The organism is Ralstonia mojiangensis (genome assembly GCF_023955645.1).
In the GTDB taxonomy this organism is placed as follows: Bacteria; Pseudomonadota; Gammaproteobacteria; order Burkholderiales; family Burkholderiaceae; genus Ralstonia; species Ralstonia mojiangensis.
The window spans coordinates 1-22,538 of record NZ_JAMXHU010000003.1; the positions used below are offsets into that span (position 1 = coordinate 1).

The following is a 22,538-nucleotide window of genomic DNA, read 5'->3' on the forward strand; positions in this document are numbered from 1 at the left end:
ATCGTCAAGGTAACCGTGTCCGGGCGCATGGCCGACTCCTTCAAAGCAAGGAGCCGTCTAGGCTACGCTCAGTCACTCGGACATTTGAACTTGGCTATAACCGGACATTACAACTTGGCGCCAACATATTTTTATCGTGTAATTTGCATTATGTTAAATTAAAGATCGACCGGCATCCACCGGTCTCGCCTCACACTCCTTAAGCCTTCTTCAAAAACTCCGGCTTGAGCAGATAGCTCACACCATCAATCTTGCAGTCGATCGGATGGTCGCCTGCCACCAGCCGGATGTTCTTGATCTTGGTGCCCGCTTTGAGCGTGCCCGAGCCGCCCTTAAGCTTCAGGTCCTTCACCAGCGTTGCAGAATCGCCCGCATTCAACGGGTTGCCGTTGGCGTCTTTGATGACGGTTTCCGGCTCCCGCTCATCCTCCTGCGCCGACGGATTCCATTCGTGCGCGCAATCCGGGCAGATATAGAGATCGCCGTCCTGGTAGGTGTTTTCAGAGGCGCATTGCGGACAGGCAGGAATCGTAGACATGGCGAAAGTCGTGTGAATTGAGTTCAAAGGGCCCGCACTATATCAGCCGAGATGCGCGCGACAGTTGCAGACTGTTGCCGCGAGCCTGTACCTTGCAGCCCGATCCGCCGCAATCTATACCGTGGCAGCGCAGCCACGCACGGTTGCCAGCCCACACATAAAAACATCCGGAGCCGCTTATGTGGATTCACGAAGACAGCATTGAAACGACTGCCTCCCCCGCCCGCGTCTGGGAGCTGCTCGCCAACGTTGAGCAATGGGGCGACTGGAATGCCGGTATCGAGCGCATCGAACTCCACGGGCCGTTTGCCAACGGCACACAGTTCACCATGCAGCCCCCGGGGCAAGACGCGTTCGTCAGCACCCTTGTAGACGTGCGCCCAAATGAAGGCTTTGTCGACGAGACGGTCGTCGACGGCACGCGCGTCCTGGTGGATCATCAGCTTGTCAGCCTGCCGTCGGGCCATACGAAGATCGTCTATCGCACTGAGATCACGGGGCCGGATGCCGCCGCGTTCGGACCGATGGTCACGTCGGATTTTCCTGACGTTTTGGCGGCACTCAAGCGGTTGGCGGAACGTTGAACGGCTTGGGTGAACTGCCAAGCCTGCTGTGCCGTTCGGTATGATTCACTCTCTAATCATCTGAAATCAGGAAGAACATCATGGGCGAAGCCAAACGACGCGGCTCACAGGCCGACCGCATTTCTCAGGCGCACGCCCGGCTGGAGGCGCTGCGCCCTGAAAAACTCGTCTGCGGCGCCTGCCAGACCGCCTTTACCGAATTCGAAGGGATGGAGCCACGCGACATGCCCGGCATCCACGCCATCTTCGGCGGCGAATGCCCGAACTGCGGCGAGAGCGTGATCTCGTTCAACGGTGAGCCCGAAGCCGTGGCCGCCGCCATGCTGGCTTACCAGGACGCCATGGAAGACGCCAAGCTCGGCGCGCAGACGCAGGAGGGCAAACACGTGCCCTACGTCGACGAAGAAGACAAGCCCACGCAACACTGAAGCCGCCATGCAGAACACGCCAACGCGCCGCTACCGCCACTACAAGGGCGGCGAATACGAATGGCTATGCGAGGCCACGTACGAGCCCGATCCCGCCATCAAGATGACGGTCTATCGCGCCGCCAACGGCACGATCTGGACGCGTCCGTCAACGATGTTCCATGAGATGGTTGAAGTCGACGGCCGCCAGGTACCGCGCTTTGCGCTGATGGACTGAATGCCAGCCGAAACCATCTCCTTGCGAGCGGGCCTGCGGGCCCGTTTTACGTATTGGCGCGACCGTAGCGGCGCCTGGGCTGTGCGCCATGGCCAATTGGCTGCTGGGCTGCACGAGTTTGTCGTCTTCGGTATCAAGCAGGCGTGGGCGTGCCTATTCGGCGGGTTGATGGTCGCCCTGCTGATCGGCACGCATTTCTGGTATCCGGCCAACGCGCCGATTGCCCGTTACGACGCCCTGACGATTGCCGCGGTCATCATCCAGATTGCCTTGCTCTGGCTGAAGCTGGAGACATGGGACGAAGCCAAGGTGATCTTGATGTTCCATGTGGCCGGCACGGGCATGGAGGTGTTCAAGACTGCAGTCGGCTCGTGGATTTATCCCGAGGCGTCGGTGCTGCGCATCGGTGGCGTGCCGCTGTTCACGGGCTTCATGTATGCATCCGTGGGTAGCTATATCGCGCGGGCGTGGCGCGAGTTCGACCTGCGTTTCTCGCATCACCCACCGTTGGCCGTGACAGCCCTGCTCTCGCTGGGCATCTACGCGAATTTCTTCCTGCACCACTATTGGTGGGACTTGCGCTACGTGTTGATGGCGCTGGTTGCGGTGGCATTCCGGCGCTGCTGGATCCACTTCCGCATTGATCGCGTCCACCGGCGCATGCCCTTCCTGCTGGGCTTTACGCTGGTGGCGCTCTTCATCTGGCTTGCGGAAAACATCGGCACGTTCACGCGCACGTGGCTCTATCCGAACCAGTTGCAGGGCTGGGAAATGGTGTCTTTCGCCAAGCTTGGCGCCTGGTTTCTCCTGACCATCATGAGCTACGTGATGGTCACGCTGGTCAACCCGCCGCGGCCCGTTTCTGACGCTTGAACCAGGCGTGCTCGCTAGGCGCCCGGTCGCGTAGTTCGAAGGTGATGTGCACCCGGCGCGAAACCTGCAGGTAGACGCCGCACGTCAGCGTCATCGCCACTGCAACGGCGACGCCGTCGATAAAGGTGGAGCGTGCTCCTGGAATGCCGCCCGCCATCAGCGCGAGCCCGATCAGCGGCGGCAGCAGCGCCATGTGCACGAGCATGGCCGGTCGGAACGCACTGTCGTGCGTGGTTGCCAACACCAGGACAGTCACGCAGGAAATCAGATAGAGCAGCGTGGTCAGGTTGATCGCCCCGCTGCCCGGCGCGTTGGCATCGAACAGGTCGGCGCCGGCCAGTTGCAGCGCATCCATCGAAAGCCCCTGCCAGAACACCCACGTGGGCCCTGCGATGGCAATGGCAAGCACCCACGGCAGCCATCCGGCAATGCCGTACAGCGGATGTTGACCCGCTGCGATCGGGTCGATGTCGACCCAGCGATGCGTCAGCATGATGCACCCCCAACAATGCGCGTCCGTTCTGATGACGGTTGCTCTCGGCAAGCGCCGGCGGCGTCTGCCTCCCCTGCTCTCTAGCTTAGGTCGCCGCACAAGGCGCGCAATGCAGGAGGAACCCTGAGCGCACAATCGGATTGCGCTACCGCAACTGCCGGTCAGCTATCGGCGGAACAGTCGCGGCCGGTCCGGATCGTAGAGCGGGTCGGGCGTGATCTGCGTCAGTTGCAGGACGCCCGCGGGGTCGAAGTAAAAATGCATCAGCGACGGCCAGACGTCGTCCGCCTTGAAGCGGTACGACCAGACCAGCCGGTCCATGCGCGGAAAATACGCCGTTTCCACCGGTTGGCCGAAATGTCGCAGCACGTCGTCCCGAGTCCAGACGCCGATCCTGGCCTGGGCAAACTCAAGGCTGCTCAAGACCTGCTTGAAGGCGACGAGCTTGCCGCTGGCATCAAAGTCGGCCGCGTAGGTGAACTGCCCGTACGGTTTGGTGGGATAGAGCCAGCGGGTGCCGCCATCGAGCGGATAGGTTTCGCGCGGCGGCCCAAACTGCGCCTGCACCGCGGGCTCGTCCGCACCCACCAGGCGTTGGCCCTTGGTGACGGGGGATTCCAATGCTGCACATCCCGCCGTTGCCGCAACCACAATCGCTACCGTCAGCCAACGCTTTGCGCGCATGACAACCGTCCTCGCCTAACTGGGTGAAGCCGGTAGTTTACCGCCGCGCTTCAGCTCAACGCGCGAGTAGCGGCGTGATATCGAGGTGGGTTGCGGCAAGGCGCGCATCGGCGTGCGGCAATCGCGGGATCGTGCCCAGATGCGGTGCGTTGATCCAGCGACGCAAGGTGGCGACGTTGTCGTCAAGCCCTGCCATAGAGGCGTCGACCACGTTACCGACCCAGCCGGCCAGATGCAGCCCACGCGCTGCGATCGCTTCGGCGGTGAGTGCAGCGTGGTTCAGGCAGCCCAGGCGCAAACCGACCACCAGCACCACCGGCAAGCCGAGCGCCACAGCCATCTCGGCCGTATCAAAGTCGTCTGACAGCGGCACGCGGAAACCTCCGACGCCCTCCACCACGACGGCATCCGCCAGCGATCTGGCGTGCGCAAACGCATCGAGAATCGGCGGCAGCGTGATCGTCACGCCTTCGCGCGCAGCGGCCAAATGCGGAGACATCGGCGCGTCGAGCAGCCACGGGCAAACGGTATCGAGCGGCAGGTCGACGGACGCGGCCGCCCGCAGTTGCTCGACGTCTTCGTTGGTGCGCGTGGGCGCGCCCGCCAGCGTGCCGGCAGCAATCGGCTTAAGGCCTGCGGCGCGGTAGCCGGCATCAGCCAGCTTGGTCAGCAATGCCGCGCTGACCAGCGTCTTGCCGATCTCCGTATCCGTGCCGGTGACAAAGCAATCGAAGCGTGCGGACATCTCAGGCTGCCTTGGCTGGTTGCAGCGATTGGCCGGCCGCTTCCAGCGCCTGGGCAAGACGTTCGATGTCCGCATCGGTATGTGCGGCCGACAGCGTGATGCGCAGGCGCGCCGTACCCGCTGGCACCGTCGGCGGGCGGATGGCAGCGATGCGGATGCCTTCGCGTTCCAGCGCGGCGGCCAGCGCCAATGCGGGTGCGTTCTCGCCAATCACGATCGGCTGGATGGCCGTGGGCGATGGCATCCATTGCCAGCCGAAGCGCGCAGCCAAACGCTGTGCATGCGCACTCCACACGGCGATATGGCGATCGAGGCGTGCGCGACGTTCAGCGCCCTCCTCGCCTGCGATCAAATCCAAAGCTGCTTCCACTGCACACGCAATACCCGGCGGCGTGGCCGTTGTGAAGATGTACGTGCGCGCGCGCTGGACCAGCCAGTCGATCACCAGTCGATGCGCGACGATGGCCGCGCCCGATCCGCCAGCGGCCTTGCCGAACGTGCCGACATAGATGAGGCGCTGTGACCGCAGCCCGAAATGCGACAGCACGCCCGAACCTTTTTCGCCGAGAACGCCCAGGCCATGCGCGTCGTCCACGATCAGCCAGGCATCGTAGCGTTCGGCCAGCGCAAGCAGCTCGGGCAGCGGCGCGATGTCGCCGTCCATGCTGAACACGCCGTCCGTGACGATCAGCTTGTTGCGGCTGGTGCTCGCGGCCAGAAGCGCTTCCAGCGCAGCCACGTCAACGTGCGGATAGACCTTCACGGGCGCCCGCGACAACCGTGCCCCGTCGATGAGCGAGGCGTGGTTCAGCGCGTCGGAAAAGATCGTGCATTCCTCCGCCGGGCGAATGCCGCCGGCCTGCGCCATGGCGCTCACCACGGCCAGATTGGCCATGTAGCCCGTGCAGAAGAACAGCGCATCCGCGTCGGGAATATGTTCGGCTTGCAGCGCAGCCATGCGTGTTTCCAGCCGCGCGTGCGCGATCGAATGGCCGCTGACCAGATGCGATGCGCCGCTGCCAAAGCCATATTGCTGCGTACCTTGCGTCATCGCCTCGGCCAAGGCGGGATGTGCTGCCAGGCCCAGATAATCGTTGCCGCAAAAGCCGAGAATGTCGCGCGGTTCCCCACCGGACACGCTGATGCGCTGACTGCGGTCCGTCGGGCTGTACGCGGTGCGGCGCACGCGGCGCAGGTGTGCGGCGTCGATGGCGTCCAGGCCCGCCTGCAGGTCGTCAAGCAATCGCATAGGTGTGTCCTTCTGTTTCGCCCGTAGCTTGGGCCAGCGTGTCTTCAAGCGTCTGCAGCGTGCGTTCGACCAAGGTGTCGGTCTCCTCGTCGCTCAGCACATAAGGCGGCAGCAGATAAACGGTGTTGCCGATGGGGCGCAGCAGCAGCCCATGCGTGCGTGCCGTCAGCGCAAAGCGTTCGGCAAAACGGGCGCCGGCCACTTCGGGGTGCACGTCAAACGCGGTGATCATCCCCGTCTGCCGCAGATGGGCAAAACGCGCATCGTGCGACAGCGACGCGAGCCCCTGGGCGATGCGCGCGGCGGTCACGCAATTGCGCGCAAAAACGTCTTCTTCAGCAAACAGATCGAGCGTGGCCAGTGCCGCGCGGCATGCCAGCGGGTTGCCCGTATACGAATGCGAATGGAGGAAGCTGCGCACCGGCGCATCATCGTTAAAGGCGTCGTAGATGGCATGGCGCGACAGCACGATGGATAGCGGCAGATAGCCGCCGCTGATGCCCTTCGACAGACACAGCAGGTCCGGCCACACGCCAGCCTGCTCGCACGCGAAGAACGTACCGGTGCGGCCGCAGCCAACGGCAATTTCATCTGCAATCCAATGCACGCCAAACTCGTCGCACAGCGCACGCACGCCGCGCAGATAGCTCACGTCGTGCATGGCCATGCCGGCGGCGCACTGCACCAGCGGCTCGATGATGACGGCGGCGATGGTGCCGGCGTTGGTGCTCAGGCAATCGCGCAGCGCGGCCAACGCGCGTTCGGCCACGTCGGCGGCGGTCTCGCCCGGGCCTGCCAGACGCGCGTCCGGCGATGGCACGCGATGCGATTGCAGAATCAGCGGGTCATACGCATCGCGGAAGATCGCGACATCGGTCACGCCCAGCGCGCCGAGCGTTTCGCCGTGGTAGCCGTGTTCCAGGCAGACGAAACGGCTGCGCGCGCCCTGCCCTGCATTGCGATGGGCGTGGAAGCTCATCTTGAGGGCGATTTCCACGGCAGAAGCGCCGTCGGAGCCGAAGAAGCTGTGGCCCAGCACACCGCCCGTCAGGTCGATGAGGCGCTCGGCCAACTCCACCGCCGGCCGATGCGTGGCGCCCGCCAGCATGACGTGCTCCAGCGAATCGAGCTGCGTCTTGAGTGCCGCGTTGATGTGCGGATTCGCATGGCCGAATAGATTGACCCACCAAGAGCTGGTGCCGTCCAGGTAGCGCTTGCCGTCAAAGTCGATCAGCCACGGCCCCTGGCCGCGTGCGATCGGCAGCGGCGGCATGGCATCGAGCCGTGCATTTTGGGTGCACGGATGCCAGACGGCCGCGCGGCTGCGCGCCTGCCACGCCGTATTGGCGCTGGGCGCGCCGTCAACCGGCACCGGAATTGGGGGATACGCCATACGAGACCTCCTCGAAACAGAAGCGGGGGATTCGGCGGCGTATGGTAGAGGCCATGTTGATCAAACAACAAGCCCGCACGTTTGGAGAAATTAACGACATGAAACCGGAAAAAGACGGAAGAAAAGCGCTTCGTCGGTGGATTTCCAACCTCCTGCGCGGAACTTGTCGTTAAAAAATCTTTTCCGGTGCAATAAAAAAGGCCTCAAAAGTCACATTGAGCGGACCTCGTCAAACCGATCTTAGAAGTTGCACCAGGGAACATGAGGCCTGCGGGATTATTTACTTTGAGTGATGTTCAGAATGGACCAGACGTTTGCGTCGCGTCATTGCCCCGCTTTAGGGATAACCCTATACTCGGGAAAACCCTAGATAACGCAACGAGAGAAAACATCATGATCCAGCAAGCCTATTACACCCCCAAGTTCGCCGGCCAAGCTCAAGTGCAGACCGCCCGTCGCCCATCGCTGCTGCGCGCAGTGGTCAATTTCTTCCGCAGCGGTTGGGATGACAACCTGGTGTACGCGGAAGTGGTCGGTAAGTCGGGTTCGTACCTGGGCTAAAGCCTGCGGCTGAATCGTCAGCCATGCCGCAAAGGCACGTAAAAAAACGGCGCATCGGCGCCGTTTTTGTTTGGGGCGCTTCATGTGCAGCTAACCCAAATCTCCACCGCCCACCGGCAACACCGTCCCGGTGATGTACGAGGCCTCGTCCGAAGCCAGAAACAGGATCGCCCGCACCTGCTCGCCGATCGTTCCGTAGCGGTGCATCAGGCTGCTGGCAATGGTCTGGTCAACGATGCCCTGGTACCAGGCGGTTTCTTGCTCCGACATGGGCGCCGTATTGCGCGGAATCTTCCTCGGTGGCGCTTCGGTGCCACCCGTGGCGACGGCGTTGACGCGGATGTTGTCCTGCGCGTGCTCCATGGCGAGGCTTGCCGTCAGCGCGTTCACCCCGCCCTTGGCCGCCGAATACGGAATCCGATAGATACCGCGCGTGGCAATCGACGACACGTTGACGATCACGCCCTGCCGGCGCTCCACCATGTGCGGCAGCACGGCGCGGCAACACCACAGCGTGGGGAACAACGAGCGGCGGATCTCCGCATCGATCTGCGCTTCTTCATAGTGCTGATACGGTTTTGCCCAGATCGTGCCGCCGACGTTGTTGATCAGCACGTCGATGCGGCCGAAGGCATCGAGCGCGGCTTGCACGGCATGCTGAGCGCCGGCGTAGGTTTCCAGGTCGGCCGTGGTGGCGTGGGCCCGGCCGCCCGCTGCGGCAATCTCGGCCTGCACCTCGTAGACCAGCTCTGCGCGATCCACCAGCAGCACCTCGGCGCCCTCTTCTGCCGCAGCCACCGCCACGCCGCGCCCGATGCCTTGCGCCGCGCCCGTCACGACGACGGCCTTGCCTGAGAATCGTTGCATACTCATGCCGCCTTTGCTTCTGGTACTGCATTGGGCGTGAACTTCTCGTAGTGGAAGCTGCTGGGCTTCACGCCCTCGTCGTCAAAGTACTTGCGCACGGCGTCGACCATCGGTGGCGGTCCGCACAGATAGACGTCCACGTCGCCATCGTTCAGGGCGTTGGCGGGCACGTGCTGCGTCACCCAACCCTTGCGCGGATGATTCGACGCGGCGTCGGCCACGACAGTGGCGTAGCTGAAGTTCGGCAGCCGCGCCGCATAGGCATCGATCGCATCGACCTGCACCAGGTCGAGGTCACGCGTCACGCCATAAATGAGATGCACCTTCTGCTGCGAGTTGACGCGCGCCAGCACTTCCAGCATCGACAGGAACGGCGCGAGGCCAGTGCCGCCTGCAAGGAACAACAGCGGCCGCTGCACATTGCGCAGATAGAAGCTGCCAAGTGGGCCGTGCAGATCGAGCTTGTCGCCCGGCTGCGCCGTTTCCAGCCAACGGCTCATCACGCCACCGGGAATCTTTTTGATCAGGAAGCTGATCTTCGATTCTCCGGGCGCGGATGAGAACGAATACGAGCGGTGCTGCCCGCTGCCCGGCACGCCGATGTTGACGTACTGGCCAGGGAGGAACACCGGCGCAGTGGCATCCACGTCCAGTTCCAGCACGACGGCTGCGTCGTTATGCAACTCGACCTTCGACACCGTTGTCCCGAAGCTGCTTTGACCAGTCTTGCAGCTGGTCGACGTGGTGGGCACCGCGATCACGCAATCGCTTTGCGGCACCATCTGGCACGTCAGGACCAGGCCTGTGTTCTTCTCGTCTTCGGTCAGGGCGTCGTCAATGTAATCGTCACCAAGGTCGTAGCTTCCGCTCTCCGCGCGGCACTTGCAGGTTCCGCACACACCATCGGAGCAATCCATCGGCAGGTTGATCTTGGCGCGGAAGGCGGCATCGAGCACCTTCTCGCCCGCTTTGCAATCGATGAAACGGGTCACGCCGTCCTCGAAATTCAATGCGACTGTGAAACTGGACATGGAATACCTCCGCTGCCTCTTGTGCGTGTCCTATACGTGGGTGCAAATCAGACGTGATAGACGTCGAGCACCTGCCGGATGTAGTCGTTTTTCAGCACGATCTTTTTGGATGCGATCAGGAAGCCATCACCCACGCGGCGCAGGGTGACGAACATCGTGCCGAAGAAGTGGTCGGTGGTTTTGTACCGGTGGCTGAGCGTGTGAAAGTTGTAGCGCACGTCGACTTCATCACCGCGTTCCGCCACGACTTCCACGTTGACGACGGTGTGACTGGTTCTCGGCTCCGGCGTGGATGCGCCGCTGCGCTCGGTCTTGATGCGGAAGACGCGATCCTCCAGCCCGCAGCGATTGGCGTAGTACATCAACGAGATCTGGCTCTGCGGGTCGTCGGTCAACTGGTCGTCGTCATCCCATGCGGGCATCCAGTAGGTGACGTCTTCTGCGTAGCATTCGAGCCACGCGTCCCACTGGCGGTCGTCCAGCAGTCGCGCCTCGCGGTACAGGGCGGCGCAGATGTTCTGGTAATCAGCGCTCATGCCGGCACCCCGTCGCATTCCTGCTTGAGTGCCTCGCGCATGACGCGCACCCAATATTCGTGCTGGCAGACAAACAGGCCTTCGTCTTCACTGCGCTCGCCCGAGATGAGCGGCTTCAATCCCATCCTGGTTGCGTTCTCATCGGGGCCATGCACCCACAGCGGTGCCCCGCGCGACAGGTCGTTCCACAGCGCGGTGGTGCCGGCATATCCGTTCTGGCAGGCGCGGAATTCCTCCAGGTCATCGGCGGTGCCCATGCCGGTGACGTTGAAGAAATCCTCGTACTGGCGGATGCGCGTTGCACGGTCGGTGGCGCTCTCGCCTTTCGGCGCGAAACAGAAGATCGACACCTCGGTCTTGTCGACACTGACTGGCCGGACCACGCGAATCTGCGTGCTGAACTGATCCATCAGGAACACGTTCGGATACAGGCACAGGTTGCGGGTTTGGTTGACGATGAAGTCCGTCTGGATTTCGCCCACGCGCGCCTTGATTTCGTCGCGGTGCGCATAGACGGGCCGCACCTCCGGATTCATCGTCTTGGTCCACAAGAGGATGTGACCGTGCTCGAACCCGTAGACGCCCGCCACCGACTTGCTCCAGCTGTTCGCATCCACCGCCTGCGTGCCGCCTTCCTTGCGCCGCCCCATCGTTGCGGCGTAGTTCCAGTGCACAGTGCTCACGTGGTAGCCGTCGCAGCCGTTCTCCATCTGCATCTTCCAGTTGCCGTCGTAGACGTAGGAAGAATTGCCGCGCAGCACTTCAAGGCCTTCAGGCGCCTGATCGACGATCTGGTCGATGATCACGCGCGCCTCGCCGAGGTAGGTTTCAAGCGGCTGCACGTCGGCGTTAAGGCTGCCGAACAGGAAGCCACGATAGTTCTCGAACCGCGCCACCTTCTTCAGGTCATGCGACGCGTGCGTGTTGAACTGCACCGGGTACTCGGTGGTCTTTTCGTCCTTCACCTTCAGCAGCTTGCCGGTGTTGGAGAACGTCCAGCCGTGGAACGGGCACGTGAAGCTGCCCTTGTTGCCATGCTTGCGGCGGCACAGCATCGCACCCTTGTGCGCGCAAGCATTGATGACCGCGTGCAGCTCCCCGGTCTTGTCGCGCGTGATGACGATCGGCTGGCGGCCGATCCACGTGGCGTAGTAATCGTTGTTGTTCGGAATCTGGCTTTCGTGCGCCAGATACACCCAGTTGTTCTCGAAGATGTGCTTCATCTCCAGCTCGAACAGATCCGGGTTGGTGAAGATGTCGCGGCGGCAGCGGAAAACTCCGGCCTCCTCGTCATCCATCACGGCGGTTGAAAGCAGTTGGTCCAGTTCGCTGGCTTTGTCGATCAAGGCGGACATGGTCTTCTCCCCGTTGAGGCTCTCAGCCTCAAGCCTCGGCCGAAGCGCGCAGGCGATTCACGCGCTGGTTGTCCTTGCCCTGAAGCAGCGGCGTCAGGACGACATTGAATTCGATGTCCTTGTATGCATCGCCTTTCAGGCCCAGCGCCGCACCGCCGGTTTTATCTACCACGTGCGGAATCAGTTCTTCGCGCGTGGCATAGGCAAAGTCGTCCCAGATCAGCGGGTCGCCTTCGATGTTGAATTGCGTCGTCAGCTTGCGGTGTCCATCGCTCGTGACGAAGAAGTGCACATGCGCCGGCCGATTGCCATGGCGTGCAAGTCCGTTCAGCAGCTGCTGCGTGGCACCTTGCGGCGGGCAGCCGTAGCCCACCGGCATGAGCGTGCGGAATTCGTATTGGCCATCGGTACCGGTCCTGACCGCGCCGCGCAGGTTGAACGGGCTTTGCGCACCGGTCGGATCGAAATGCGAGTAGAAGCCGTTCGAGTTCGCATGCCAGCATTCGACCACGGCGCCAGCCACCGGTTTGCCGTCGGCGCCGGTCACCGTACCGTGAATGATCAGCGGGCCCGCAGCCGGGTCCGGATCGATGTCGATCCTGGACACGCCATCGCGCACCGTCGTGCCCGCCACGTACAGGGGGCCCTCAATCGTGCGCGGCGTGCCACCGTTGATGCCCAGCGCTTCGTCCGCAGCGTCCATGCGGATATCGAGATACTTCTCCAGGCCCACGCCGGCCGCCAGCAATGCGGCCTCGCCGTCCTGGCCGAGCTTGTTCAGGTAGTTGATGCCCGCCCAGACTTCATCGGGCGTGATGTCTAGGTCGTCGATGGCCTTGAACAGATCGGCCAGCAAACGATGGGTGATCTGCTTCAGGCGGGCATCGCCCTCCTTGCCATCCAGATTGGTGGCGGCCTTCAGCAGGTCCTGCACTTCTTTCGTTTGGAATACGCGCGCGTTCATGATGGGTGTCTCCACGTGGTTTTTTGGGGGAATGTCTCAAGCGTCATTGCCGTGAACTGACGAGGGGTGACGGCACATCGGTGTCACCGAAATCTCCATGTACGAAAACAGCGGCAGCGCCGTCAGGATGTCGTGCAGTTCTGCATTGCTTTGCACGTCGAAGATGCTGACGTTCGCGTACTCGCCAACCAGGCGCCAGATGTGGCGCCACTTGCCGCTGCGCTGCAGATCCTGCGAATAGGCCTTTTCGCGCGCCTTGATCTCGTTGGCGACATCGACGGGCATGTCGGCCGGCAGGCGGACATCCATGCGGACGTGGAACAGCATCGTGGTCTCCTTGGTGGGGTGTCTTGGTCTGGTTGTTTTTATTGGCGGCGCAGGCGCGCCAGCTTGTCGCGATCGATCTGGATGCCCAGGCCGGGGCCGGTGGGCACCTGCAACATGAAATCGCGGTACTGCAATGGCTCAGTCAGCAGTTCTTGCGTGAGCAGCAAGGGGCCAAACAACTCGGTGCCGAATTGCAGTTCGCCAAAGGTGGAAAACACGTGGGCAGAGGCTGCAGTGCCAACCGCCCCTTCGAGCATCGTTCCGCCGTACAGGCCGATGCCCGCAAGCTGCGCGATGGCGGCGACCTGCATGGCCGGCACGAGGCCGCCGGATTGCGCGATCTTTACGGCGAAGACGTCGGCGCTCGCCGAGCAGGCCAACTCAAATGCATCCAGCGGACCATGCAGCGCTTCGTCGGCCATCATCGGCACGGCGAACTGGCGGGCGAGACGCTCCAGCGCGGCGCGGCTTTCTGCGCGCACCGGTTGTTCGATCAGGTCGATGCCGCCGGCCTGCAACGCGGCGATGCCGTTGGCGGCATCAAGCTCGCTCCAGGCCTGGTTGACGTCCACGCGCACACTCACGGCGTCGCCCAGGGCACGCTTGATGGCCAGCACGTGCGCCACGTCGTCTGCCACCGAGCGCAGGCCGATCTTCAGCTTGAAGATGCGGTGGCGGCGCTCAGCCAGCATCGCCTCTGCCTCGGCAATGTCTTTCTTTGTGTCGCCGCTGGCGAGCGTCCAGGCCACCGGCAGCGCATCACGCAGGCGGCCGCCCAGCAACTCCGACAGCGGCACGTTGAGGCGCCGGGCCTGCGCATCGAGCAGCGCCGTTTCCAGCGCGCACTTGGCAAAGCGGTTGCCCTGGATGGTCTTTCGCACCTTGGCCATGGCTGCGGCCACATTGCGCGCCTCCGCGCCGATCAGCAGCGGCGCGATGTGCGTATCGATGTTGACCTTGATGCTCTCGGGGCTTTCTTCGCCGTAGTTGAGACCGCCAATGGTGGTGGCCTCGCCCCAGCCTTCGATGCCGTCTTCGCAGCACACATGCACGAGGACGAGCGTCTGCGTGTGCATGGTGGCGACAGACAGCTTGTGCGGACGGATGGTGGGCACATCCACTAGAATGGCCTCGATCGAGCGAATCATGTTTTCCAGGTATCAGAAGAACTGCTATCAACGTGGAATCCAGATTACGCAGCGCGATTTATTGCGTCCAACACCGATTTAGTATCAGTTTCATACCCCACAGGTATAAAAATGGAGCTGCGCCACCTTCGCTATTTCGTTGCCGTTGCCGAAGAGCTGAATTTCACGCGTGCGGCTGAACGACTGCACATCGCCCAGCCGCCGCTCTCGCGGCAGATCCAGCAGTTGGAAGAGGAAGTCGGCGTGCTGTTGTTCGAGCGCGGCAGCCGTCCGCTCAAGCTGACCGAAGCCGGCCGCTTTTTCCACGCGCACGCGCGGCAGTTGCTCGCGCAAACCGCAGAACTTGCGTCGATGACGCAGCGCGTGGGTCAGATCGAGCGGCGCATGTCGGTCGGCTTCGTGGCGTCGACGCTGTACGGGATGCTGCCGAAGGTCATCCGGCGCTTTCGGGCGGAGTACCCGATGGTCGATCTGACCATGCACGAGATGACGACCATGGACCAGATCCAGGCGCTTAAAGACGGCCGCATCGACGTCGGGTTCGGCCGCATCCGCTATGAAGACCCGAACGTGCGGCGCATCCTCCTGCGCGATGAGCGGTTGATCGTCGCGCTGCCGTCAGGCCATGCGCTGCTGGACGGCAGAACGGCCGTATCCCTGCGCGACTTGGTCGGCGACACGCTCATCATCTATCCACGCACCCCGCGTCCGAGCTATGCGGACCAGGTGCTCGCCCTCTTCCACGATCGCGCGCTCGAACCCAGCAAAATCTACGAGGCACGGGAATTGCAAATTGCCCTGGGTTTGGTTGCTGCAGGCGAAGGTATATCGGTGGTGCCGCGCAGCGTGGCGGGCTTGCGGCGGGAAGATGTCTGCTACATGGAACTCGACGATCCGCAATTGGTCTCGCCAATTATCTTCAGCACGCGGCTGCTCGACGAGTCTGAAGACATCCGTGCCATGCTAGCGCTGACCTATCGGTTGTATGACGAGCAGAAGATTCCGTATTACGCACCCTCGTAAGGCTTGCAATGGCGGCCCCAAAGTTACAAGCCGCTGGACACGACGGCCGCATGAGCTAGATTGAAGCAAGGCGCCCGTCCGCCTGCGATTGGAGCGCAAGCGAGTGAAAAGAATACGCCGCCCCATCATCAAGTTGGCCCTCGTCGGGGCGCTGGTGCTTGCGATAGCCGCCTTGCTTGTCGCTCGTGAATTTCGCTCCTCTGCTTGGCAAGCCCACTACTTCGCGGGTCTGGCGAAATCGCAAACCTTTCCTGTCAAGCCGGGGCCTAACAATTCGGCCCGCTACCCAAACTCCGGCCCTTACGACGAGCGGCTCGGGTATCACGATCTTCCAACCTTTCTAGACCGTCTGCGCTCGCGCGGTTACATCGTCGCTCAGCAAGCGGCGCCATCCAAAGAGATGGTCGAGCGAATGGACAGCGGCATGAATCCGCCCTATCGCGAGAAAGACCAAGCGGGGCTGGAATTGCTCGACGACGATGGCCGCCCGATCTACCGCGTACGGCACCCCGAACGTGTGTATGACAATTTCGCGTCGGTACCGCCGCTACTGGTCAACTCGCTGCTCGCCATCGAGAACCGAACTCTATTGCAGACCGAATACCCCAAGCGCAATCCGGCCGTGGAGTGGTCGCGCCTGGCACGTGCTGTCTGGGACCGCGCCCTGCACGTCGTCAACCCGGCGCATGAGTCGCCCGGGGGCAGCACACTCGCCACACAAATCGAGAAGTATCGCCACTCGCCGGAAGGCCGTACCGATTCCCCCAGCGAAAAGCTACGCCAGATGGCCTCCGCGTCCGCCCGCGCCTATCTGAACGGCGAAGACACCACCGCCACGCGCCACCAGCTTGCAGTCGATTACCTGAACACCGTGCCGCTGGGCGCCCGTGCCGGGTTTGGCGAGATCCAGGGGATTGGCGATGCGCTGTGGGTCTGGTACGGACGCGACTTTGCGCAGGTGAATGGGTTGCTCTCAGCCAACTCCGCTGCGTCGCTGGCAGACCGTGCGCTGGCGTACAAGGAGGCGTTGAGCCTGCTCGTATCGCAGCGGCGGCCGTCGTATTACCTTGAGAACCTCGATGAACTCGAAACGCTGACCAACGCCTACCTGCGCGTGCTGGCCGTAACCGGCGTGATTCCGCCGGCGCTGCGCGATGCGGCGATCGCGCAATCGCTCAAGCAGCAGGCCCTGAACACACGCGTGCCGCCTCCGCCAATTGAGCACAAAGGCACAAACGCGGTGCGCGTCAACCTGGCGGGCATGCTCGGCATCTCGCGCATGTATGCGCTTGACCGGCTCGACCTGACCGCCAGCAGCACGCTCGATGCGCCGTTGCAGCGCGATATCTCCACTGAGCTGCGCAAGCTGCGCGAGCCGGCGCAAGCCAAGGCTGCCGGCCTCGTCGGCGACATGATGCTGGAGCGCGGCGACCCGCGCGGCGTGACTTACAGCTTCACGCTCTATGAGCGGGCGCCGGGCGGCAACCGCGTGCTGGTGCAAGCCGACACGTTCGATAAGCCGTTCGACATCAACGAAGGCGTCAAGCTGGATCTGGGCTCAACGGCCAAGCTGCGCACGCTGGTGACGTATCTCCAGATCGTGGCCGAACTGCATAAGCGCTATGCCGACCAGCCTGCGGCGGCGCTGCGCAAAATCAACATCCCAGTGCAGAACCCGATCGAGCGCTGGGCGGTGGACTACCTCGCCCACACGCAAGACCGGTCGCTCGAGGCAATGCTCGATGCGTCGATGGAGCGCAAGTACTCCGGCAACGCCGGCGAATGGTTTGCCACCGGCGGCGGCATGCAGAGTTTCGAGAACTTCGAGAAATGGGAAGGCACGCAGAACTTCACGGTGCGCGAGGGGCTCAAGCATTCCGTCAATCTCGTGTTCGTACGGATCATGCGTGACATCTCGCGCTACTTTCAGCACCAATTGCCCAACGCCGGCGCCGAGGCGTTGACCAATCCTGATTCCCCGCAGCGGCAGGTCTACCTGCAACGCTTTGCCGACCGCGAAGGCAAGCTGTTCATGGGGCGGTTCTACGCAAAGTACAAGGGCAGGACCGACCAGCAGCGCGAAGCCATCCTCGTGCAAAGCACGCGCGCCACGCCGGTGCGCCTAGCCACGATTTACCGCAGCATCGACCCGGAAGCCGGCCCGGAAGCCGGCCCGGGCAAGCTCGCAGCGTTCATCCGCAGCTATCTGCCAGGTGCAAAGCTGGATGAGGCCGAACTCACCAATCTGTACGAGAAGTATTCCGTCCAACGTTTCGACCTGGCCGACCGCGGCTACATCGCCCGGCTGCATCCGCTGGAACTTTGGCTTGTGGCGTACCTGCGAACCCATCCGCAAGCCACGCTTGCGCAAGTGAACGAGGCAAGCGCCGATGAACGGCTGTCTGTCTACAAATGGCTACTGCAATCGCACCGCAAGGCCGCGCAAGACAAGCGCATCAAGCAGATGCTCGAGATTGAAGCATTTCAGCAGATTCACGCGATGTGGAAGCGGCTGGGGTATCCGTTTGAATCGCTGGTGCCGTCATACGGAACGGCCATCGGCGCATCGGCAGACCGGCCGGCATCGCTGGCGGAGCTGATGGGCATCATCGAAAACGACGGCATCCGCCTGCCCAGCGTACGCATCGACCGCCTGCGCTTTGCCGCCGACACGCCTTACGAAGTCATGCTCTGCCGTGATCCCAACGCCGGAGAACGCGTGCTGCCGCCCGAGATTCCGCCCTTGGTCAGATCCGCGCTGGCCGGCGTCGTCGAGGGCGGCACCGCCAAGCGCATTTCCGGCACGTTCGTCCAGAAGGACGGCAAACCCATCGCCATCGGCGGTAAAACCGGTACTGGCGACAACCGCTTCAAAACCTTCAGCCGCGGCGGCGGCTTGATCTCCGAGCGGGTCGTGAGCCGCTCCGGCGCATTTGTTTTCTATCTGGGAGATCGCTACTTCGGCACCGTCGTCGCGTACGTAGCCGGCGCAGACGCGGCCAAGTACAAATTCACCAGCGCACTGACGGTGCAAGTGCTAAAAGTCCTGGCGCCCACGTTGATGAACCACCTGGACCTGCAAGAGGAGGCGCCAGCCTTCAACTGCAAGATGCCGCAGGCCACAGCGCCGGAACAAAAATTGGATTGATCTTTACCGCAACGACCGCTGCAACCAGATCGCTCCCGCACAAACCAACGCCACCATCGCGCCCCAGGCGAACAAATCGCCCACAGCCAACAACGTCGCCTGCCGGTCAATCTCGGCCGAGATGCGAATCAACTCCGAACCCTGCAACGGATGCGGCCACTGCCATGCAGGCGTGAGCGCACTCACGTGCCCCACCAGGTCGGTGCGGTGCTGCGCCTGCCCGCGCTGCAGCAACAACGTGGCCCCCATCGTCCCAAACGCCTGCGCCCAAGCCCGCATGATTCCCTTGAACTGGTAGGCATGGCCGAAATCCTTGGCCGGCAGATCCACGTAAGACAGCCCCGCCACCTGGATCACCACAAACATCCCCACCGTGCCTTCGATCATGAACCCCGGCACCACCGCCGCCACCGACGCGCCCGGCATGGCCACATGCGACATCCACAGCAGCGCAGTCGCCATCAGCACAAAGCCGATTGAGATCAGCACGCGCTTGGTCGGCAGCACGTTCGTCAACTGAAAGTTCAGGATGCCCAACACCACCGTCACCAAGCCGCCCAGGCTCATCAACTGCGCGGTGGTTTCGTAACGGAAGCCCAAACCGTTCTGCAGCAGGCTCGACGAGAGAAACCCCCAGGCGCTCGCAAATACGTAATAGATGGCGTAGAAAACCATGCCCATCAGGAAGCGCCGCTGCAGCGTCGCCCGCAGGTCGACCCACGGCAAGGGATGGCCCGTCTGCCGAATACCCACCCAGATGATGAGCGCCACCACCGCAATGATCGGCACCACCTGCGCGGGCGAACCATCCGGATGAATGAAGCGGGCCTGCTGGAACCCATGCAGCGCAATCAGCGCCGCCAGCCCAAACGCGATGGCCGAGGGCCAGTCCAGCGAGGCGAAATCGCCCTTGCGCTCGTGCATCTTGGGGTGTGGATAGAACGCCGCCACCAGCCCGCACACCACCACCGCCACCAGCAACTGCGCGACGAAGATGGCGCGCCAGCCGAATTGCTCCGTGAGCGCCGCAGACAGCATCGGTGACACGCAACTCAGCCCGAAGATGCCGTAGATCATGCCCTTCATCATCGTGCGGCGTTCCTGCGCTGGGCTGTGCTGCACAAAGATGCGTGAAGTCGACAGCATCGGCCCGCCGCCAAACCCCTGAACCGCCCGGCCGACGATCAGCATCGTGCCGCCCTCGGCTGCCGCGCACATCAGCGTGCCGACGATGAACACCAGCAGCGACAGCAGCGTGTGCTTCCGGTATGTCATGTGATCGGCCAGCCGGCCCATCACCAGAATTGCCAGGCTGGCCGCCGCCGCATACGCCGTCACGGCCCAGAGATAGACATCCTGTGATGCCAGCACCCCGCCTTCGATATGCGGCCCGGCAATCGAGAACATCAGGTTGGACATGTAATCCACGCCGGTTGCCAAGCCGATCACCATGCCCACCATGCGCAATTCCATCCGGCTGCCCACGGTCGATTCGGTAGCCGGTTTGCGCGGTGCGGGCGGTGAGGAAACCGTGTGGTCTGTGCTTGGCGTGTTCATGCAGGGATGGTAATTTGCCTCGAAACTGGCGGAAATCGCCTGCCAACAAATTCATTGTTCAATTATGCGAACGACGGACTGGAACGACTGGGACACTTTTTGCACCGTGGCCACACTCGGCAGCTTCACGCGCGCGGCCGATCGGCTGGGGTTGCCCAAGTCGTCTGTCAGCACCGCGGTGTCGCGGCTGGAAGGCAAGATGGGCGTGCGTCTTTTTGAGCGCAGCACGCGCCGCCTGCGCCTGACCGACGCCGGTGAAGCCCTGCTGCGCGACGCCGGCCCATTGTTCCAGCGGCTGCGCGAAGTTTCGGAAGACGCGGCAGCAACATTCCAGTCACCCGCGGGCACCTTGCGCATTGCCATGCCGTACGAGTTCGCCGCCAAGCAGCTCGCCGAGGTGGTGCTGGAAGTCATGCGCGAACACACCGGCTTGCGCATCGAGGTGGATGTCGCGCCGCGCCAGATCGACCCGCTCGCCCAGGGCTACGACATCATGTTGACCGTGCCACGCGGGCCGTTGCCCGATTCCGGCCTCGTCGCCCAGCGCGTCTTTGATTTGCGGCGCGCCGTGGTCGTCGCGCCGCAACTGCTGGAACGCCTCGGGCCGCTCACCCACCCAGACCAGCTCGCCGATTGGCCGTGTCTCGGCACCTCCAACGAAGCCGAATGGCAGTTCCGCACGCCCGGTGGCGAGACAATCAATCTGCCGCTGGACTTCCGCATGCGCACCTCCAACAGCGAATTGCGCATGCAGGCCGCCATTGCGGGCCTGGGCGTCGCTCGCATCACCTCCGTGTTTGCTACCGATCTGATCGGCTCCGGCGCGCTACAGGAGGTGCTGACGGATTTCCAATCCCCGCCGATGCGCGTGTATGCCGTATTTCCTGGCCGCCGCCTGATGCCCGCCAAGGTCAAGGTCTTTATGGACGCCCTGCACCGCCGCATAGAGCATTCCCGCCAACACACCGACATGCGGCCCACTTTTGTAGACGAAGCTGCTGCTTCCTGGCCGCCTGAGTCGCTGCTCTGACTTTCAATCGTTCCTTTTTATTTACGCAAAGCCATGCGCCCGTTCACCAAACTCCCCGTTTTGATTGCCGCGCTCGCTCTGAGCACCGTTGGCTGCTCTCGCGCCGAAGACATCGGCAGCGTCAGCACTAATTTCCGCATCACGGGCTCCGACAAGATCGTCATCGAAGCCTTTGACGATCCGCTCGTGCAGGGCGTGACCTGCTACGTCTCGCGAGCCCGCACCGGCGGCATCAAGGGCTCGCTGGGCGTGGCCGAAGACGTGAGCGAAGCCGCGGTGGCCTGCCGCCAGGTGGGCGAAATCAGCTTCGTCAAACCGCTGCCGCAGCAGGACGACATGTTCACGCAGCGCCTGTCACTCGTCTTCAAGACGCTGCACGTGGTGCGCACGGTCGACCGCAAGCGGAATGTGCTGGTCTATCTGACGTATTCAGACAAGGTCATTTCGGGCAGCCCGAAGAACAGCGTGACGGCCGTGCCGATCCCGGCCAGCCAACCCATCCCGGTCAAGTGAGGCGCGAGGCGTACATAAAGCGGCGACCGCACCACATTGGTGCGGCGCAACGCGAGCGTGGTGGCCGAGCAACGGTAGACGGCGCAAAAGGGGTGCATACGTAAGCCTACGTATGGTGCATTGCATCATCTGGTGTATGATAAGGGTATTCCCTAACCGGGATTTCCCTAAGAGGCCAATCATGCAAAACACGAACGACCTGAAGCTGACCGATCAACTCGAACGCGAACTGATCGAGCGCGAAATGTCCGAAGGTATCTACTACTATCGCCGTCCGAGCGGCCAATCGTTCTCGTTCGCCCAGTTCTTCTCGGCAATCGCGAACCTGTTCGGCACGCACCGCACTGCCAAGGCTTAACCCGCCGCGCTGTTGTTGATGGGCGTGTGCCCAAGCTAGCTGTATGTAGCAATCGCAATTTCAGTAGCACCGTGCGCCGGCCGTGTGTCATCACACCCGCCGCCACACCCGCCAGGTCATGACCGCCTGGTGCCAATCGAGGGCCGGATTCCGGCCCTTTGTCATTTCTGCGGCATTTGTTTGGTTTGTCTGCGTGCCGCAGCATCGCCCCTTTTCTTGCGACCAGCGCACCGCGCTGCGGTTGTCTTCTGGTTCGCCTGTGCTTTACTGAGTAGAGCCGCGACCACCGATATCGAGACCACGCGCGCATCTTCGCAGCAACGAAGGCGCGCAGCATGGCACCCGGCGCCCATCCCCCAAGGAGACTCCCATGGCGATCAGCCTCAAGCTGTCGGTCAACGGTGCGCCTGTCACCGTCAGTGTCGAACCCAATACCCTGCTGGTCCAATTGCTGCGCGAGCAACTTCGCCTGACCGGTACGCACGTCGGCTGCGATACCGCGCAATGCGGCGCCTGCACCGTGCATATGAATGGGCGCGCGGTGAAGTCCTGCAACATCCTGGCTGTGCAGGCTGACGGCGCCGAGGTGACCACCATCGAAGGCCTGTCGAAGGACGGCACGCTGCACCCGATGCAGGAAGCCTTTCGCCAATGCCACGGCTTGCAATGCGGCTTCTGTACGCCAGGCATGGTGATGGCGGCGACGGCGCTGGTTGCGCAGCATCCGCATCCCGATGAACACACGGTGCGCGAGCAGCTCGACGGCAATCTTTGCCGCTGCACGGGTTATCACAACATCGTGCGCGCCGTGATGCACGGGGCTGAAGCCATGGCAGAAGCCCAAGGCGAGGATGCCTCTCTGCAAAGCCTGGCCGCGGCGCGCGCCCACGCCGCCTGACCCAAGGGAGGAGACCAC

The 22,538-nt window shown here is 62.7% G+C and carries 25 protein-coding genes; 11 read left to right on the forward strand and 14 right to left on the reverse strand.

All coding sequences use genetic code 11. From position 1 onward, the window contains the following. Positions 1-199: 199 nt before the first annotated feature. On the reverse strand, positions 200-538 hold the full coding sequence (locus NG898_RS12030) for a zinc ribbon domain-containing protein YjdM (protein WP_252692516.1): 339 nt from the start codon (positions 536-538) through the stop codon (positions 200-202). 179 nt (positions 539-717) lie between these two features. On the opposite strand from NG898_RS12030, the gene NG898_RS12035 reads away from it, so the two are divergent. The 4 genes from NG898_RS12035 to NG898_RS12050 all read left to right on the forward strand — a co-directional run bounded on the left by NG898_RS12035 (position 718) and on the right by NG898_RS12050 (position 2,640). Continuing rightward, positions 718-1,122, forward strand: coding sequence for an SRPBCC family protein (locus NG898_RS12035; RefSeq protein WP_092970383.1), 405 nt, complete (start codon positions 718-720; stop codon positions 1,120-1,122). A gap of 80 nt (positions 1,123-1,202) precedes the next feature. Continuing rightward, the gene (locus tag NG898_RS12040; RefSeq protein WP_027681460.1) at positions 1,203-1,550 is read left to right on the forward strand and encodes a hypothetical protein; all 348 of its coding nucleotides are present in this window, start codon (positions 1,203-1,205) and stop codon (positions 1,548-1,550) included. Positions 1,551-1,557: 7 nt separating this feature from the next. Continuing rightward, the gene (locus NG898_RS12045; protein WP_045206356.1) at positions 1,558-1,767 is read left to right on the forward strand and encodes a DUF1653 domain-containing protein; all 210 of its coding nucleotides are present in this window, start codon (positions 1,558-1,560) and stop codon (positions 1,765-1,767) included. Continuing rightward, positions 1,768-2,640, forward strand: a complete 873-nt coding sequence (locus NG898_RS12050; RefSeq protein WP_252692517.1) for a DUF817 domain-containing protein — start codon at positions 1,768-1,770, stop codon at positions 2,638-2,640. On the opposite strand, the gene NG898_RS12055 is transcribed toward NG898_RS12050, so the two are convergent. The 5 genes from NG898_RS12055 to bioA form a co-directional block, all read right to left on the reverse strand. Continuing rightward, the gene (locus NG898_RS12055; protein WP_252692518.1) at positions 2,609-3,133 is read right to left on the reverse strand and encodes a hypothetical protein; all 525 of its coding nucleotides are present in this window, start codon (positions 3,131-3,133) and stop codon (positions 2,609-2,611) included. The genes NG898_RS12050 and NG898_RS12055 overlap by 32 nt on opposite strands. 165 nt (positions 3,134-3,298) lie before the next feature. Further along, a complete protein-coding gene (locus NG898_RS12060; protein ID WP_252692519.1) occupies positions 3,299-3,817 on the reverse strand; it encodes a hypothetical protein in 519 nt (172 codons plus the stop codon). A 55-nt stretch (positions 3,818-3,872) separates the two neighbouring features. Continuing rightward, positions 3,873-4,562: a dethiobiotin synthase gene (gene bioD / locus NG898_RS12065; protein ID WP_252692520.1), complete on the reverse strand. Its 690-nt coding sequence runs from the start codon at positions 4,560-4,562 to the stop codon at positions 3,873-3,875. 1 nt (position 4,563) lies between these two features. Beyond that, positions 4,564-5,811 (reverse strand): 8-amino-7-oxononanoate synthase, encoded by a 1,248-nt coding sequence (gene bioF, locus NG898_RS12070; RefSeq protein WP_252692521.1) that lies wholly within the window; start codon positions 5,809-5,811, stop codon positions 4,564-4,566. Continuing rightward, entirely contained in the window at positions 5,798-7,204 is a 1,407-nt protein-coding gene (gene bioA, locus NG898_RS12075) for an adenosylmethionine--8-amino-7-oxononanoate transaminase (RefSeq protein ID WP_252692522.1), read from the reverse strand. The genes bioF and bioA overlap by 14 nt, the downstream gene beginning before the upstream one ends. A gap of 393 nt (positions 7,205-7,597) precedes the next feature. Here bioA and NG898_RS12080 point away from each other — a divergent pair, with 393 nt between their 5' ends. Beyond that, a complete protein-coding gene (locus tag NG898_RS12080) occupies positions 7,598-7,765 on the forward strand; it encodes a hypothetical protein (protein WP_252692523.1) in 168 nt (55 codons plus the stop codon). Between the two features lie 90 nt (positions 7,766-7,855). Here the strand turns inward: NG898_RS12080 and NG898_RS12085 are convergent, their stop codons facing one another. From NG898_RS12085 to NG898_RS12115, 7 genes are read right to left on the reverse strand one after another with little or no spacing between them, the layout of a single operon-like run. Then, positions 7,856-8,638: a 1,6-dihydroxycyclohexa-2,4-diene-1-carboxylate dehydrogenase gene (locus tag NG898_RS12085; protein ID WP_252692524.1), complete on the reverse strand. Its 783-nt coding sequence runs from the start codon at positions 8,636-8,638 to the stop codon at positions 7,856-7,858. Then, on the reverse strand, positions 8,635-9,663 hold the full coding sequence (gene benC / locus NG898_RS12090) for a benzoate 1,2-dioxygenase electron transfer component BenC (protein WP_252692525.1): 1,029 nt from the start codon (positions 9,661-9,663) through the stop codon (positions 8,635-8,637). Before benC ends, NG898_RS12085 begins: the two co-directional genes overlap by 4 nt. A gap of 47 nt (positions 9,664-9,710) precedes the next feature. Then, entirely contained in the window at positions 9,711-10,199 is a 489-nt protein-coding gene (gene benB, locus NG898_RS12095; RefSeq protein ID WP_252692526.1) for a benzoate 1,2-dioxygenase small subunit, read from the reverse strand. Beyond that, a complete protein-coding gene (locus NG898_RS12100; protein WP_252692527.1) occupies positions 10,196-11,554 on the reverse strand; it encodes an SRPBCC family protein in 1,359 nt (452 codons plus the stop codon). The genes benB and NG898_RS12100 overlap by 4 nt, the downstream gene beginning before the upstream one ends. Before the next feature lie 28 nt (positions 11,555-11,582). After that, entirely contained in the window at positions 11,583-12,518 is a 936-nt protein-coding gene (catA, locus tag NG898_RS12105; RefSeq protein WP_252692528.1) for a catechol 1,2-dioxygenase, read from the reverse strand. A 36-nt stretch (positions 12,519-12,554) separates the two neighbouring features. Continuing rightward, on the reverse strand, positions 12,555-12,845 hold the full coding sequence (gene catC, locus NG898_RS12110; RefSeq protein ID WP_252692529.1) for a muconolactone Delta-isomerase: 291 nt from the start codon (positions 12,843-12,845) through the stop codon (positions 12,555-12,557). Positions 12,846-12,883: 38 nt separating this feature from the next. Continuing rightward, a complete protein-coding gene (locus tag NG898_RS12115) occupies positions 12,884-13,993 on the reverse strand; it encodes a muconate/chloromuconate family cycloisomerase (protein ID WP_252692530.1) in 1,110 nt (369 codons plus the stop codon). Positions 13,994-14,104: 111 nt separating this feature from the next. Between NG898_RS12115 and NG898_RS12120 the strand changes: the two genes are divergently transcribed. Together NG898_RS12120 and NG898_RS12125 are read left to right on the forward strand one after the other, a co-directional pair. Then, positions 14,105-15,016 (forward strand): LysR family transcriptional regulator, encoded by a 912-nt coding sequence (locus NG898_RS12120; protein WP_252692531.1) that lies wholly within the window; start codon positions 14,105-14,107, stop codon positions 15,014-15,016. A 103-nt stretch (positions 15,017-15,119) separates the two neighbouring features. After that, on the forward strand, positions 15,120-18,164 hold the full coding sequence (locus NG898_RS12125; RefSeq protein WP_252692532.1) for a transglycosylase domain-containing protein: 3,045 nt from the start codon (positions 15,120-15,122) through the stop codon (positions 18,162-18,164). A 3-nt stretch (positions 18,165-18,167) separates the two neighbouring features. Here NG898_RS12125 and NG898_RS12130 read toward each other — a convergent pair whose 3' ends face one another. Then, positions 18,168-19,721 carry an MFS transporter gene (locus NG898_RS12130; protein WP_252692533.1) on the reverse strand — a complete coding sequence of 518 codons (1,554 nt, stop codon included), beginning with the start codon at positions 19,719-19,721 and terminating at the stop codon, positions 18,168-18,170. A gap of 64 nt (positions 19,722-19,785) precedes the next feature. Here NG898_RS12130 and NG898_RS12135 point away from each other — a divergent pair, with 64 nt between their 5' ends. The 4 genes from NG898_RS12135 (at position 19,786) to NG898_RS12150 (ending at position 22,520) form a co-directional block, all read left to right on the forward strand. Beyond that, positions 19,786-20,751, forward strand: coding sequence for a LysR family transcriptional regulator (locus NG898_RS12135; RefSeq protein ID WP_252692534.1), 966 nt, complete (start codon positions 19,786-19,788; stop codon positions 20,749-20,751). Positions 20,752-20,784: 33 nt separating this feature from the next. Continuing rightward, positions 20,785-21,264: a CreA family protein gene (locus NG898_RS12140; protein WP_252692535.1), complete on the forward strand. Its 480-nt coding sequence runs from the start codon at positions 20,785-20,787 to the stop codon at positions 21,262-21,264. A 181-nt stretch (positions 21,265-21,445) separates the two neighbouring features. Further along, complete coding sequence (locus tag NG898_RS12145; RefSeq protein WP_009238172.1) at positions 21,446-21,622, forward strand: hypothetical protein; 177 nt, start codon at positions 21,446-21,448, stop codon at positions 21,620-21,622. Positions 21,623-21,992: 370 nt separating this feature from the next. Then, positions 21,993-22,520 carry a (2Fe-2S)-binding protein gene (locus NG898_RS12150; protein ID WP_252692536.1) on the forward strand — a complete coding sequence of 176 codons (528 nt, stop codon included), beginning with the start codon at positions 21,993-21,995 and terminating at the stop codon, positions 22,518-22,520. Positions 22,521-22,538 lie beyond the last annotated feature (18 nt).